Genomic DNA, 15,333 nt, shown 5'->3' with positions numbered 1-15,333 from the left:
GCTTGAGTAAAATCAGCGAAACGCTATTGTTAATGTAGTCATTAAATGCAGTGGGCATTTTCAATGAAATTACATCAACACCTTCAACATCAAGTCATGCTGGCAAGCCTTGCAGTCGTGTGTTTCTTCATTGACTTAAAGGTACCATTGGGCGTCGCGGCGGGTGTTCCTTACATTACGGTTATCCTCGCTTCAGTGTGGGGCAAGAGTGCTCGCTCTACAATTATCTGGACTATTGCCTGCATTGTTTTGACGGCTGTAGGGTTTGCAGTCTCGCCTCAAGGGGGAGTGCAATGGAAAGTGTTCATGAACCGAGGCCTCGCGGTTTATGCAATTGCATCTGTTGCGTTCATGGTGGTGATTTGGCAAAGGCGTGAGCGCAAGGTTAGCGAGGCGATGACGGAGTTGAGCAAACGCCGCGCAGATTCCCACCTCTCAATGGTTGCACGCTACAGTACAGACGGCATTATTATCACCGATCCAAGAGGTTTGGTGACTTGGGTGAACGAGAGCTTTAGTCGGCTGAGTGGTTACAGCTTAGGAGATCTTTTAGGCAGAAAACCCGGAGAGCTTCTGCAAGGAGTGGGATCAGATCTAAAAGAAGTAGAACGAATTCGTCGTGCGATCAAACAGCGACAAAGTGTCTCGGCCGAGCTACTTAACTACCACAAAAACGGGACCCCTTATTGGATAGACATTACCATCAACCCAGTGTTTAACGAACGCTATGAGTTGACTAATTTCATTGCGTTGGAGAGAGACATTTCTTATCGCAAGGAGATAGAAGAAAACCTCGAAAAAACCGCAATGAAAGCGGAAAAAGCCAACCGAGCCAAATCGAACTTTCTCGCAACCATGACCCACGAGTTGAGAACGCCGCTGAACGGCGTTTTGGGGATGGCTCAAATCCTCGAGAACAGCCTCACGACGAATGAGCAAAAGGAGCAAATGCGAGTCATTCTTGAGTCGGGTGACCACTTGCTTTCGCTGATCAGCGACATTCTCGATCTATCTAAAATTGAAGAGAACAAGCTAGAGATCGAAGCTCATGAATTCGCACTTAACGACGTGATTGCCCCCATTTTAGGAACCTACAAGAAGCTTTGTGAGGAGAAAGGCATAGCGCTGAATAGCAAGTTCGAACCTCCGTTATACAACTTGTACATGGGCGACAAATCGAGAATACGTCAAATCGTTTTCAATCTTATGAGCAATGCTCTTAAGTTCACGCAAGATGGATTTATTGCGCTGCGAATTGCTAATCAGCCCGAATCCGAAGATGGCTTGGTGTTTAGTATCTCTGATTCTGGGATCGGTATTCGCCAAGACCGGCTCAACGATATCTTTAACCCCTTTACTCAAGCTGAATCGAGTACTTCGCGGAAGTTCGGTGGCACCGGGCTAGGTCTGAGTATCGTGAAGCAGTTAGTTGAGCTGATGGGGGGACAACTTTGGGTGACTAGTGAGGTAGGTAAGGGAACTACCTTCAACTTTAATCTGCCCCTCAAGTATTGTGGTGAACAAAGTCACAGCGATGATGACGCAGAGGCAACGACGGTCACTCACTCTACGGTGCCACCACTCTCAATTTTGTTAGTTGAAGACAATAAAGTTAACGCCACCATCTCTCAACTGTTCTGCCAGCAGTTTGGCCATAAGGTCACGTTTGCTGAAGACGGCCTACAAGCGATTGAGGCAGTTAAACAAAGAGAGTTTGATTTGATTCTAATGGACAACCACATGCCGAACATGGATGGTATCGAGGCCACGAGAATCATTCGAGACGAACTGCAGTGTGACACGATACTCATCGCCTGCACCGCTGACGTATTCTCTGAGGCGCATGAGGCGTTTTATCAAGCTGGTGCAAACCACATTTTGACTAAACCGCTCCAAGAGCAAGGGTTTTTGGATGCGCTGAACCGCTTCTCGAATGAGCTGCAACATGTGCCTAAGCAGGACAACGTAACGTTGCTCCAACGTCATCAGTCGTTCGATAGGTTAGCTATGACGGAGGCCGACTTAAACGAGATAAATGTACCCCAGTTAGCCCATGAGCATCAGTTGGTGGTGAGCGCGTATTTAAAACGTTACCGAGCAGAGTGCCAAAGTTTGATTGCCGGGCTGATTAAAGCTGTCAGCTTGCAATCAGAAGACAAACTTAACGCAACCCTTGCTGCCGTGAGTGAGTTTGCCAAAACGAATCGGGCTGAGAAGCTTAATACTCAGTGTGATGAACTATGCAGCACAGATACTTCACGGTTGCTGATGCAAATAGAACCACTTCAGGCGCTGCTCAATTTACTTGAGCTCAACGACCAGCAGGCTGAACGTTACCAAAAGAGCGCTCAAGCCCGTGCTCAAAGCATGGATGAGCAAGATATGGTTCAACTGTCTTCTACAAGTGAAGGCTAAGTGTTTGAATACAAGCGCAGCTCACAAGGGCGGGGACTAGCTTGAAGGAACTAGTGTTTTTGACAGGACGGTATCTAATTTAAGCTCGTTGATGGGCTTGGTCATAACATCAACACATCCTGCATTGATCATTTTTTGCCTGTTCTCCTCAAACGCGTCGGCTGTGAATGCGATAATGACGGTATCCTTGTTAGCCTCTGTTTGCTTAATGCGCTTAGTGGCTTCGGTGCCATCCATGATAGGCATGTGGTTGTCCATCATGATCAAGTCATAGCTTACAGAGGCGGCTTGGTCTACGGCGATTTGCCCATTGCGAGCCTCATCGCACTCAAACCCCCGGAGCTGCAAGAAGCTTTTCAATAGCATCGCGTTAATTGCGTTGTCTTCAACCACTAGCGCACGTTGACCTTTCCCATCAAATTGACTGATCTGGTCTTGTTCATCAACGCTCTGCGCTTCTATTTGCTCAACTGGCAAGGTTATCGTAAATCGGCTCCCTTTCTCGGGCTCACTTTGCACCTCGATATCACCAAGCATCGCATCTACTATTTTTGCAACAATCGAAAGCCCCAAGCCCGTGCCTCCGAAGCGTCGGGTAGTGTCTCTGTCGCCCTGAGTGAACGGGTCAAAGATGGTTTTACTCTTTTCTTCAGCGATACCAATACCGGTATCTTCTACGATGATCACCAGTTTTTGCGATGGGTCGGTGCCTTCCATCGCAAACTGCAGCGTGATGCTTCCTTTATTGGTGAACTTCCATGCGTTGTTAAGCAAATTGTGTATGACTTGAGATATACGGGTCTCATCAGCGAGATAACTGGTGTGGGTGTCTACCTGATTGATTATTTTGAACTCTAAACCTTTGTCAGCGCACAGTTGGCTGTAGGTTCGCTCAACTTTGTCAATGACGTCAGTGATTGAAAACTCTACATTGTTTAGTTCAAGTTTTCCCGCTTCTATCTTGGAGTAATCAAGGATGTCATTGAGCACTGAAACCATATGTTTGCCTGACTTAAGTAAACTGTCTAATAGGTTGAGTTGCTCGTGGTCGAGCTGAGTTTTGTTCAGAAGCTGCGCAACGCCTAAAACACCGTTCATGGGGGTGCGCAGCTCATGGCTCATCGATGCGAGGAACTGTGATTTAGCAACATTGGCGGCTTGCGCATCAATTGCCGTTTGAGTAAGAGAATCCTGCAGTTGCTTACGTTCGCTAATATCGCGCTCGACCGCCATATAACCCTCAAGCGCTCCCGTTTCCTGGTTGAACAGGGGGTTGATATGCATTTCGATCCAATAAGGTCGTTGGTCTCGGTGATAGTTGAGGATTTCGCACGCGAAAGGTTGGCATGTATCGATCGCTTCTCTGAGTGCTTTGCGTGTGTTATTGCTCGTATCAGGCCCTTGCAGGAGGCTACCCGGGGTGCGACCCATGGCTTCCTCGATGCTATAACCCGATAGCTTAGTAAATGCATCGTTTACCCAGGTGATTGATGTACTAGCGTCAGTTATAACGATAGCGTCGCGCATAAAGCGCGCCACTCGCGCAAGTTGGTAAGACTCTGCCTCCTTTTCGATGAGTTGAAGGGTTTTGTCTTCGAGCATCTTTTCGGATGCCTCGAGTTTTTGAAAGGGGGAGACTAAAAACTTCTTACCCACAAAATAAATGAATGCAAAGGTAAAGGTAAGCGACGTGAACAACCCAAAAAGTTGTCCTCGCAACAGCGTTGATTGAGACTTAATGAACTGATCGGGATTGGCTGCATAAACTAGCTCAATACCTTGCTGTGGCAGTACTTTACTGGTGGTGTTCCAGCCCAATGGTGCGTTCATCGACCAAGGGTAATGGCTAACCTTAATACCAAACCAGTTATTCTCATCTTGCACGTGGCGGAAAAACTCGCTGGGTTTAAACGGTTCTAAGTACACCAAAAGCCCTTCTGGCAGTCCGTTGTAGCGGATGGGCGAAGTGATCAGTAAGTAATGCGATTCCTTCAGAGTGAAAAACAAGAAATCTGGCTTCTCGAGAAGGGCCTCACTTTGAATCCCCTGCGATAAGTACCGCTCTGTCGCCTCAGGAAGTTGTGCCTCGCTATAAATACCATCACCGACGATATCGTAGAGATTGATTTTAGGATTGGTACTCACAGGCTTCAGCCCGGTGAGTTGGTCCTCAAGCTCTTGCTGAGTCAGAGTTCCACCTAAAACCGAAGAGATGACGACGGTTTGGGATGCAATATACTCTGCGTTCGCATGTTTATCTTCTAAGTACTGACCTAGGTACTCACTGGTCGCGGAGAGTTTCACTTGCACGTGGTCACGGGTGATTGTATCGGCCCCCACTTGTGCCAGGTAACGAGCGAAGAAGTAGTTTGTAACTGCAAAGATCAACGCCGAGCAAAGAATAAATAGTCCGAATAGCTGCACGCCGCTGTACTTGTGTAATTTGAGCATACTCTGGGCTTAAGGCCTTTTGGGTGAATGAGAACCTATTCTATGAGTTGAATTGCGTTGTTTTGGTCGTAGCGCGCCATACACAAATCACTGGCATCGAGCGCTTCATGGGCATCGATATTGGCTTCAGTGAACTGGGTAAACGGTGCGTGGTATTCTTTGATTAGCCCCTGTACCGGGCTGTTGATGTTTTCCAATGCATGTTTAAGCGCCATTCGGTTAATTTCAGAATCGTCTTGCAAGGTTATTTGATCTGCAGCTTTTATTAGCAAGCGGGCGAGATCGTAGCCATGGACGAAGCCTGCCGGCGCAGCAATTGCCTTGGACGTTATGTTGTCGGGGAACATTAGCATCGCCTCTGCCAATACGGCTTTGCTTAGTTCTGTTTCCTGAGAGCTATAAAAGTTGAAACAAGACTGGATGAAGTGAAGTTGCGCACGTTCACGCGTGTCAAAATCTACGTTGTTTTGGAAGTTGCCACCAGTGATCCCCCAGTGGCTGTAGATAGGAAGTTGCTGCTGCAGTCCGGAAAACGCTTTGACTATCTCAGCGCCCTCTACCGCGTTAGCTACCATGAGAACACACTCAGCTTGCTGCTTAAGCGCGTTTGACGCTATTAGGCGAGCCTTAGCGTCCGTGAGCCCCCAGTTGAACCAGGTAACTTCTGTGACGTCTTTTAACTCGTCTGGCAAGGCGTCAAGCATGTTCCGATGATTTGATTTGCCCCATGGGGTTTGCTCGAGCAATAGGTGCGGTGTGTTGCAACCTCTGTCTAGCGCGAACTCGACAAGTTTCCTTCCGACTTTTGTGTCGTCAACAGAGAGTCGGAATACATAGTTATCGGGGGAAGGGTAGCGAGTAATTGGCCCGCCGGCGGCCCAAGGTACCAAGGTCAGGATTTTGGATTGGTTTATATATTCTCGGTATTTGATCAGCGGGGGAGAATGAAGGCCGCCAATAAGAACCAAGGCTTGGGGGTCGCTTGCAAACTGTGCCATGTTTTTTTTGCTTCGTGCGGCATTTCCGCGATGATCGAGCTCTACAAACTCCACCGGCACACCAGAGAGCGTGTTCCCTCTTTCCTGCAGCGCAACCTTGACTCCTTGCTCGATCGACAATGCTGACGCAAGGTGAGATGTTCTATCTGCATCGAAGTAGATTTTGACTGAAGTTGGGGATGAGGTTGCGATACCGGCAAACAAGCCGAGGACTAGCGCAGCGATCCATCGCATAATAGTGTCTTATATATCAATAGCGTGTTGATTTTAATATAGATAACAATTGGCTTCTGTCAAAACTTTGTGGGCGGTGCAGAGTTTCAAAGATGGATTTAGCCTTAAGTTAGCGTTGCTTATAATTGCTTTCTCAAAGCGTTAGAACGTCTCTATGTCTAGCCAATTTCTAAAGCTTGATCACCTTGTCTGGCGCACCAAAGAACTTCTGATTTCCATCTTTTTCTAGCAGCATGCAATGGGATGCAAGAGAGAGCAGAGGCTTACTGCTGGTCACGTAGATGACGGTAGCTGAAGCAAGCTCTTCATGAAATAACTTGGATAGCAGTCGTGTGTATTCTTTTTCACAACCTAATAACGGCTCGTCGATGATCACGATGCTTTTGCTCGAACCGCACAGACCCAAGCACAGCCTTAACAGCTGCTTAGCACTGTTGGGTAGTTGGTTAGTCAGTTCATAGTCTAATTGGGTATCGATTCCCTCACGAAGCCATCGCTCCAGACCAAACAGACTGAACAGTCGCGCCGCGCGCTCTCGAGTACAGAAACCATTGTAGGCGATGGCATTGTAGTAGAAGCTTGCATCGAACACATGAAACTCCATCGGTATTAGGTTTATGGAGCTACGGAACTTGAAGCTGTTAAACTGCTTGCTGTTATAACCATCGACAAACATGTTCCCTTGAAAACGCTCTTCGATACCTGAAAGTATCGAGATCAAGGTCGTCTTACCGCTGCCAGCAGGGCCGCTTATAGCGACTTTATCTCCGGGAGCTATCTTGAAACTAAGATTAGTAAGCCCGGTGGTTAGACCCTGATAGCGATGGCTGAGCCCGTCGACGGTATAGCGTCCATCGAACTCGCTAACTGGAGGGCTTTTCTCCATGTGGCTTGCATCGTCTTCCAGCGACATGAGTGCATTAATCTGTGCAGCCGCAGCCTTAATTGAGTTGAACTTGGTCAAGGAGTTGTAAATGCCCATGATGGGGCCCAGCGCTTTCCATACTAAGATCACAATCGCCAGCATAGCTCCAGCGTCTGAGGTTCCCTGCATCACGCCAAATACCGCCACCACGATACTGGATGAACCAATCACTTGAATAAGGCTCTGGCCGATAGACTGAATCTTCCCGTTAGTTACGGCTACGTCACGCGAGTCGGTAATACTTTGATCCAATGCGGCACCAAAGCGAGCATTTAGCACCCTTACAACCGGCAAACCTTGCACCAACGGGATGTTTCGTAAAATCTCGTTCCACTGGTAGGACACTGTCGCGTTGGCGCGCGAGCTACGGGCAGTGGCTTGAGCGTAGTAATAACGAGAGATCACACAGAAACACAACATTAACGCGATACCTGCTAGCACTGTAAGAGCTGCGGCGCCTGACATTACGGTAATCGCCACGATATAAATCACGACAAATGGAAGGTCGAAGTAACTGAGGGTTGATTCTGCGGTAACAAACTTGCGGAACTGCTCAATATCGCGGATCCGGGCGATCTGTGAGGAGACCCCTGCTGTAGAGGTCATTGAGTAGGGCAACCACAGCAACTTGCTGATGACACTTAATGAAATATGATGAGCGAGCACCTTGCCCGAGGAGCTAAGGATCCGCATGCGCATTCTTTTAAAGAAGAACTCAGCAAATGAGACCACTAGTGCTAGTGACGTGATCCATAGCAGAGTGGGGATTGAGCTTGCCGACAATGCAAAATTGTAAACACTCATAATAAAGAATGGCTGCACTGTACCCAGCAAGTTGATGATAAGGCTCAACATTGCCAGCGAACGTATCTCGTCGTTATAGCTGTAAAACGCATGCTTTAGCCAGTTACGGCGGTCTTGAGAGGCGGGGGGCGGCTCTCGGAAGATTTTAGAGTACTCCGAGGCATAACAGGTAGAGCAACGCACACCTTCGAGTTTGTGTAGGTAAAGGCTATCTGCCTCGTAGTCGTAGACCAACAACTCGGCTCCTTGGCGAGCTAATGCGATGGCACTGACATTGTCGGTAATAAACAAGCAGGGTAACCTAGACTGCTCGATGGATGTAGCATCAATGTTGCGCTCCACTTGGCTGACATAATTAAGCTTGGACAGCGTTTGTGCGAATGACTTTATGTCGTCATCGTGATCAGAAAAGGCATCGCTTAGGATGTTGGGTGTACCCTCCCATTTTACTGCGACCAAAAAGTAGCTAAGCCCCATAAGCAGTGGGCTGTTCAATGAGTGGGCAATAAACTCTGGTCGCCTAAACTGCTCTAGTCGCCCTTCGATATCGGCAAAGTCGATGAGTCTACTCATTTCCGATCAGCCCTCTGAGCGAGTGGTATTCAAGCAGATTGCTGTTGGAGCTTATTTTGTTAGAGATGATGAGGATGATGAGCTGCTTGGCTCTGGGGGCGCACAGGTTGATCAAGGCTCTCTCAAAGTCATCATCGAGGACCATATCGATATCATCGATAATCAACAGGCTGTTGTTGCTGAGCATCATCCGTACGATCAGCAAAGCAAAGTAAACCTGACGAGAAAGCACCGATGAGCTGGTGGCTGAAAGGGCGGTATAAAACCCTTGTCGTAGTTTGTCGATATCCGCTTTGACGCCGAGCGAATCACACAAACTGATGGCACTGCGGTTGAGTTCGGGCTGGAAAGATGTGAGGTTGTCGATGATCGTGCCCTCGATGAAGCTGCTTTGATCGTCGATACGGGCAACTGCTCGGCTTAAATAGTGGTAATCGAACTCATGTAGTTCTTTGTCGTTTAGGTGAATATCGAACAGGCCAACGGCAGCATCGAGTGACAAATGCTTGCCCAGTAAACTCTTACCACAGGCTCCAGGCCCTTGCAGAATGTGTACTTTGCCTATTTTGAAACTCAGCGACTTCTCACCACTTACCGCTATCTCGCTAATTGCGCCTCGTTGGTATTGAGGTTGCTCATTTGAGGTCGTTTTTTTTACCTCAAGATCGAGAAGTTCTTTCAGCTCACGACTGTGCAGCTCGACCATTTTTTTGCGGCTAAGAAAGCGCACTACCTGCTGGTAAGGAGCGAAATAGCGGTTGGTGAGCATAATAACCGCCGCCATGACTCCTTGGCTGATCTGCATATTGATGGTTGCTGTGGCGCATACCACGACCACTAAGGCTACAGAGAGCTGCTGAATCAAGCCCAGCAGCAAGCCAAAGAACGAGTCGATGGACTCGTAACGAACGCTTTTTTCCTCGCGGTCTTTGATTAGAAAATCGATGTAGTTACTAAAGCGGTGCTCCATAGTGCGGGCTTTAATTAACAGAGGATTAGATACAACCTCAATAACCCTTGAGTTGGTTTCAGCATCTGCGTCGCCTTGCTCTTGGACGAGTTTGACCCGTTTGTCGGATAGGTAGAGACCAGTGGCAGCTAAGATGATTGATGCGACGACCAAGACTAATCCTGCACTGTTGTTGATCATGAAGATCAGTGCGATGGTGATAATAGAGGTAATTAGATTTATGCTGGCTCGGATTGATTCGCCGCTGTAAAACTCTTTGATTTCAGGGATTGTGCGGACTAAATCGAGTAGGGCACCAAGGCGATAGTTGCGAAACTGACTGAGCTGCGTGTTGCAGATAGAGTCGTAAAGTCGCTTAGTAATGTGCTTTTCAGATTGCATGCTAATTTTTGAGACAAATTTCTCTTCCTCTTTTTTCACCAAGTAGTCGAGCACGATGGACCCAATAATGATGCCGTAAATCAGCATTAATGAGTCACTAGACTGGTTAGGTAGGATTCGGTCAAAAATGATCAAGATCGAAAATGGCAGTACAAGACCAATCAGCGATGAAATGAACGTCGACACAAAGATGTAGAACTGGTCAGCAAGGTGAATCTTGGGGAACAATCGCATGGTTATTCCTCTGCAAAAGCATCTACGATGCTACGTTTTTCAGTTATAGGCTGCATTTGCTGATGTAAAGCGATCAGTTGGTCTAAATCGAACTCACCTAGCAAAGTGGCGAGGCGGATTTGCGCTATCTGATAGTCGTAGATGTTATCGTTGTAGTCGCGCACACTACCAAACAACTTGGTCTCTGCTGCGAGCACGTCTGTCAATGTACGTGTGCCAAGGCTATACGCGCGAGATATTCCCTGAAATGAGCTGTAATTCGCACGTACAATATCACGTAGCAATGGACTTGAATCAGCTAGTTGGTTAATGCTGTTGATGCTGGTGGCTAGATCATTGCTATTGGTAAACACCGTCTCTTGCAGGCTTTGCTTGGCAATATCGTAGTCGACTGCAGACTTTTGATACCCGGCATAATTCACTCCCCCTTGAATCAGCGGTAATGAAAGATTGAGCGAATAGTTCATCGTTTCTGAGCGCCCTGTTTTAGGCGGCGCGACATCGGTGGCGTTGTTGCTGTCGTTATGGCTGTAAGACGCTGAAGCAGATATTGTGGGCGCAAAAGCACTTTGCGACTCTCGAATATCCAAGCGTGACTTTTCGAACTGCAACTCGGCAATCAAGATATCAAAGTTCTGAAGGGTCAAGGCGTTGTTTAACTCTGCTCGAATTGGCTCCTCGATATGCGAAGGATGAAACTCTGTCGGTACGTCATAGGTTGGAATGACCCTTTGATAGGTGAGCTTATGGATATCAATAACACTCGCTTCAATGCTGTCATTTATACCTAATAGACTTTGTTCAATTTTTAACGCTTGCGATCGAACTTCGTAGATCTCGTTGGCAGGAGTATTGCCTAGTTCGATATTTCTCGACACCTGTTTAAGTCGCTGAGTCGCTGACTCCTGTTCAATGATTGTTGAGCTCCGTTGCGACGAAAATTTTAGGTATTGCAGGTAGGCAATAGCGAGCTCACTTAATACTGATTGTGTTCTTTGCAGTAACTTAAGCTCTTCTATATCCACGTTTTTTCTGCTGTTTCGATACTTAAAGTAAGTTTGTGGGTCAAACAGCGCTTGGCTCAACGAAAGCGAATACCCGTAGGAGTTGTAACCATTTTTCACATCATCGTCAGGGTTCTGCTCGGTGACACTACGGTTGTATGTAGTATTGGCAGACAAAGACAAAGAGGGTAATAATCCTCCTCGCGTAGATGCTGAATCATACTCTGTAGATCTAACAGACAGCTCTGCGTTTTTGATCGATAAGTTGTTTTCGAGCACACAGTTAGCTGCGTCCAAAATGCTATCGGCTTGAACACGGGTGGATGCTATTAACAGTGTCACGACTGTCCAGCTAGCTAATCTTTTGCAGCGCTGCATACTTTCTGATTACCTTTGCAATTTGATCTGCGTTGTAAGGCTTACTAATTACGTAGTCCATCCCAGCGTCGATACAGGCTTTGTGCTCATCACGACTGGTAAGTGCTGTGGCGCCAATAATGGTCGCGTTAGGTAGTTCGTGCTGATTCTCAATACTGCGGATTCTTCGTGTTGCCTCCAGGCCATCGATACCCGGTAGTACACAGTCCATAAAGATTATGTTGAAGTTAGCCTGTTGATACTGCTCTACCGCACTCAAGCCATCAAATACACCAACGCTTTGGAAATCTTGCATTTCAAGAATTTGTGTAAGGATAAACTGTTGGATCTTGTCGTCTTCAACTACCAAAATGGGCTGTTTTTCTTCCTCACTATCAGTAAGCTCTGAGAAGATGTCGTTGAGTTTTTGCGCTAACTCGTAGGTAGTAAAAGGATGGGTGTAAATCTTGTCTACTGAAGTGTAACCTCCTTCGTCCGCTTCGGGGTTGGAAACCGACATGACGAGCTTAGTATGACCAATTTTGGCTAAGCGGGACTTCAGTGTTTTGCAAAACGACGCGAGCTTGATGCCTTTCATCGTATCCGAGATGATGATTACATCGAAGGTGGAACTAGCGCCAACTTGCTTAAACAGTTCATTGGGGGAGCGGACAACATCTACGGAGATATGTAGATCCTGTAAAGATTTAACTAGTACCGATGTGTGAAGAATGTCGGCTCCACATACTAGGCAAGTTTTGTTTGTAAACAAGCGATCGGGATTGAAGTAATTGGTCGGAGTGCCGTCAAAGCAAAATGACAGCGCTTTTGCGTTATCAGTGACCAACCAGCGCGCTTGTACATTAAAACGGTCCGGTAGCAGTTTTAACGCACTCTTATTGGTTACGGGAGGGTTGGGCAGGCTCGACCATTGGGTACCGATGAGTCTTGAGATCTTATCTTCTTTGCTATCCAATAATATGAAGTCGAAAAACAGTCTAACGTTTTCGATGTTAGAGGAGTTATGGGAGCGGACAAGCAGCAGATTGCTGGTGTTCTTACTAGCCTGTACCAGATTGGAAAGCGTAATCAGTAAACTCCAAAACAAACGCGTGTAGTTGCCATTTATCTCGAGTGGGACCTCAGTTTGAACCAAGCAGTCAAATTCGCAGTCGTTCTCACGAAGTCTGTGATTTAGTGTGATCGATAGGCTTGATATCAACTGATTGAGATTAATGCTATCTCCTGAATCGCTTGCTCCAGCGGAAAGTAAGCTATTGTAGTTACTGGCCAAGTCGATGAGTGTCTCCGCTGAGCTTGATACATTTTTAGCGAGAGTTAGGCTGTTTTCGTCAGCTTCTTGTACAAGTAGTTTCAGGTTACCTTGGATATTATTAGTAATACTGCGTATTTCGTATCCGATGAAGCCGTACAGCTGCTTGTAAAGATCTTGCTCTTCGTTGGCCTTGCGCGTGGTTGTGGTAAGTTCAGTAAATGCGTTAGTGATAGCTCGCTCTTCTTTCCCAAGCTCTTCGAGATTGCCCGCTTGTCCCGATAGTGCGTTTTTTTCGCTAAGGGTAAACTGATGAAGCCGCCTTAATGAATGCTTTATAGCGCCTAGTTGGAGCTTCAAATTTCGGGAATAGGCACGATTGCTTCCTACGACTATAACCAAGCAAAGTAACTGTAGTGCCAGAAGAGCGACTAATGCGCGCGTATTCTTTATTTGTTGATGCTGGAGTTCTTGCTGATGATAGGCATCAAGCTGCCTAAGATGTTCCTCTAACTCTGAGATATAGCCTATCAACTTGGTTTGTAAGGCTGTACTGGCTAACGTGGGTCGTTGTAAATCTAGTAACAAGTTATCTAGAGTGATGTTTCCTACTGAGCTAAAAATTTTTTTTTCATTAGAAGCTAAGCGGGTAATCGCTGTGACGTGCTGCTTTACATCCTCTAGCAGTGTACTTGGTACACAACGTACCGTGCAGTTAACTTGTTGTAGCTGCATTTCTGTTAGTCTACTTTTCAGAGATTCTAACTCGACTTTCAACCTTGGTTTAACATTCGACTGTTGATTATGCGCGTAGCTATGTACGGTAATAACAGTGATGAGAAACACTGGCAGTAGAATTGATAGTAGTGAGCTACAAAAGCGGATAATGCTCATTCTACCTCTCATCAAACGCGTCTTGAATCGCCGACATCACGGGTTTTACGGCGTAGTCAATCACTCTCCGTTCGCCAGTCTTTATATCTGCAGTGAACTCCATATGCGGTGACAGAGGATACTCAATTCCTTGTTTTGTCAACGCTGTCGATTCGAACTGAATTTTCGCGATGAAAAACTCTTCTTCTTTCTCTTCATATGTCGTCCGAGAAATTGCATAGATGTTGCCTACAATAGCGCCGAATTTTGCGAAGTTGTAGGTGTCGAGTTTTACCTTTACGGTTTGACCTATCTCAACAAACCCCAGATCTTTGCGGGGTAACTTTGCCTCACCGTGCAGGCGGTTGTTCAATGGGCTTATGTCGGCAACACTGTCTCCGGGGGAAATAACTGCTGAACGATAGTTGTAGTTAATTTTGTCTACTACACCATCTACTGGTGACACTACCGTGAGGCGTTCAACCTTATCGGACAGCTGAGGGATTTGCTGTTGTTTAAGGGCCAACTCTTTGGTCAGGTTAGAAATCTGCGCAGAATATTCAGCGTTTCGGTTGTTAATAAGGTCAGCGAGTTGAATATCTAGCTTACGCAGAGCAAAAATTTCGTTTTCAATGCTTTCTTTTAAGTTCTCCATTTCTCTTAGCATATTCATTTCTTGAACACGCATATTAAGCACTTCCAAGTAGGAGGCCATTTCCTCTTCGTAAAGAGTTGTTTTGATATTTAGTTGTTCCTCTATTAATGAAAGTTGATTTCCTGAGCTAATAAGCCTCGCTTTCATTGAGTCTAACAAAGACCGCTTATGAATAGCGTCATGAGTTAGAAGTTGTTCATTAGACTTATTTTTCGTATGTTCTGTATTCCAGGATGCGAAATAAAAATCCTGCAGGCTTTTACTTGCATAAGATATATGATCAAAATTGGGCTCTCTTCCTTCCAAGAGGGCTCTATATTTCTCTATTTCCAACTCGAAGTTTACAATTTCCAGTTCCGTACTTCCGAGTTGGGTAGTACGGTCGAGAGAACGAATGACTGCTATTGGTTGCCCCTCATAAACTATGTCGCCTACATTTACAAGCAGCTCTTCGAGCAAGCCTCCTTCGAGGTGTTGAACTTTTTCAACATCTCGCTCAAGCAAAACCTCTCCGCGAGCAGATACAACGATATCGATCTGCGCTTGAGACATCATCACCAACATTATGAGAAAAAATACAAACGTCGCCAAAATCACCTGCTGACCGAATGCCATATGTGAGTTGCTGCGAGAGACCTTTTGGTCGCTTTCAAAGTCTGCGTCTTGTTTTTCCAACGCCAGTTTGATGGTGTGTTCAAGGCTGCTCATCGTCATAGCCGCTCAGGTTGCTAGATAGGTCTCAATCTGATTGTTGATTTCTTTAAGTGATGACACGACTTGCTGCATCAGTTGGTCATCGGGAAGGCTACCTTCTCTAGAGTCCTTTTCTATTACTTCTAGCATTTGCACTGTCTCGTTCTCGCACATGGTTTGAAGAGTGCCTTTCAAAGTATGAGAACAAGAGAACAATGAACCTGAGTCACTGTTAGCGATATGATCTAGCATCAAAGCATGGTCTTGGCTGTGGGTTTCTAGGTACATGTTTAAGATCGTTTCCATGATTGTTTTATTCCCCCCGGTTATAACGGCGAGTTCTTCCATGTTAATCATCACACGCTCCTAGAAAATGATGTCAAATATATAAAAGTGTTACATGATGTTTATCTTTATGGTTGTGGATAAAAAACACAACTAAATTGTTGTTTTGTTTCTCAATAGTATCCTACTTTTATTGATACATAGGATA

9 protein-coding genes are annotated in these 15,333 nt (G+C 46.2%); 1 reads left to right on the top strand and 8 read right to left on the bottom strand.

The window, feature by feature from the left end; all coding sequences use genetic code 11:
• The first annotated feature begins 45 nt into the window (after positions 1–45).
• On the top strand, positions 46–2,415 hold the full coding sequence (locus tag G461_RS24375) for an ATP-binding protein (protein WP_084429277.1): 2,370 nt from the start codon (positions 46–48) through the stop codon (positions 2,413–2,415).
• 36 nt (positions 2,416–2,451) lie between these two features.
• Here the strand turns inward: G461_RS24375 and G461_RS0114785 are convergent, their stop codons facing one another.
• The 8 genes from G461_RS0114785 to G461_RS0114750 form a co-directional block, all read right to left on the bottom strand.
• On the bottom strand, positions 2,452–4,866 hold the full coding sequence (locus G461_RS0114785) for a PAS domain-containing hybrid sensor histidine kinase/response regulator (protein ID WP_026972409.1): 2,415 nt from the start codon (positions 4,864–4,866) through the stop codon (positions 2,452–2,454).
• Between the two features lie 35 nt (positions 4,867–4,901).
• Entirely contained in the window at positions 4,902–6,098 is a 1,197-nt protein-coding gene (locus G461_RS0114780) for an ABC transporter substrate-binding protein (protein WP_035480414.1), read from the bottom strand.
• A gap of 169 nt (positions 6,099–6,267) precedes the next feature.
• A complete protein-coding gene (locus G461_RS0114775) occupies positions 6,268–8,400 on the bottom strand; it encodes an ATP-binding cassette domain-containing protein (RefSeq protein WP_026972407.1) in 2,133 nt (710 codons plus the stop codon).
• Positions 8,393–9,985, bottom strand: coding sequence for an ABC transporter transmembrane domain-containing protein (locus G461_RS0114770; RefSeq protein WP_035480412.1), 1,593 nt, complete (start codon positions 9,983–9,985; stop codon positions 8,393–8,395). Before G461_RS0114770 ends, G461_RS0114775 begins: the two co-directional genes overlap by 8 nt.
• Before the next feature lie 2 nt (positions 9,986–9,987).
• On the bottom strand, positions 9,988–11,367 hold the full coding sequence (locus G461_RS0114765) for a TolC family protein (protein WP_026972405.1): 1,380 nt from the start codon (positions 11,365–11,367) through the stop codon (positions 9,988–9,990).
• Positions 11,342–13,354: an ATP-binding response regulator gene (locus G461_RS0114760; protein ID WP_169727263.1), complete on the bottom strand. Its 2,013-nt coding sequence runs from the start codon at positions 13,352–13,354 to the stop codon at positions 11,342–11,344. The genes G461_RS0114765 and G461_RS0114760 overlap by 26 nt, the downstream gene beginning before the upstream one ends.
• Before the next feature lie 160 nt (positions 13,355–13,514).
• Entirely contained in the window at positions 13,515–14,861 is a 1,347-nt protein-coding gene (locus tag G461_RS0114755; protein WP_026972403.1) for an HlyD family type I secretion periplasmic adaptor subunit, read from the bottom strand.
• Between the two features lie 6 nt (positions 14,862–14,867).
• Positions 14,868–15,197, bottom strand: coding sequence for an Hpt domain-containing protein (locus G461_RS0114750; protein WP_026972402.1), 330 nt, complete (start codon positions 15,195–15,197; stop codon positions 14,868–14,870).
• Positions 15,198–15,333 lie beyond the last annotated feature (136 nt).

Source organism: Aliagarivorans marinus DSM 23064, assembly GCF_000429485.1.
GTDB lineage: Bacteria > Pseudomonadota > Gammaproteobacteria > Enterobacterales > Celerinatantimonadaceae > Aliagarivorans > Aliagarivorans marinus.
The sequence above is the reverse complement of the archived record's forward strand: the minus strand, read 5'-3'. Positions and strand labels throughout refer to the sequence as shown.

Excerpts from the sequence above, each read along its gene's own strand:
- G461_RS0114760 (WP_169727263.1), bottom strand. The coding sequence starts at position 13,354 with ATGCAGCTACAACAAGTTAACTGCACGGTACGTTGTGTACCAAGTACA.
- G461_RS0114755 (WP_026972403.1), bottom strand. The coding sequence starts at position 14,861 with ATGACGATGAGCAGCCTTGAACACACCATCAAACTGGCGTTGGAAAAA.
- G461_RS0114765 (WP_026972405.1), bottom strand. The coding sequence starts at position 11,367 with ATGCAGCGCTGCAAAAGATTAGCTAGCTGGACAGTCGTGACACTGTTA.
- G461_RS24375 (WP_084429277.1), top strand. The coding sequence starts at position 46 with ATGCAGTGGGCATTTTCAATGAAATTACATCAACACCTTCAACATCAA.
- G461_RS0114770 (WP_035480412.1), bottom strand. The coding sequence starts at position 9,985 with ATGCGATTGTTCCCCAAGATTCACCTTGCTGACCAGTTCTACATCTTT.
- G461_RS0114750 (WP_026972402.1), bottom strand. The coding sequence starts at position 15,197 with ATGATTAACATGGAAGAACTCGCCGTTATAACCGGGGGGAATAAAACA.
- G461_RS0114775 (WP_026972407.1), bottom strand. The coding sequence starts at position 8,400 with ATGAGTAGACTCATCGACTTTGCCGATATCGAAGGGCGACTAGAGCAG.
- G461_RS0114785 (WP_026972409.1), bottom strand. The coding sequence starts at position 4,866 with ATGCTCAAATTACACAAGTACAGCGGCGTGCAGCTATTCGGACTATTT.
- G461_RS0114780 (WP_035480414.1), bottom strand. The coding sequence starts at position 6,098 with ATGCGATGGATCGCTGCGCTAGTCCTCGGCTTGTTTGCCGGTATCGCA.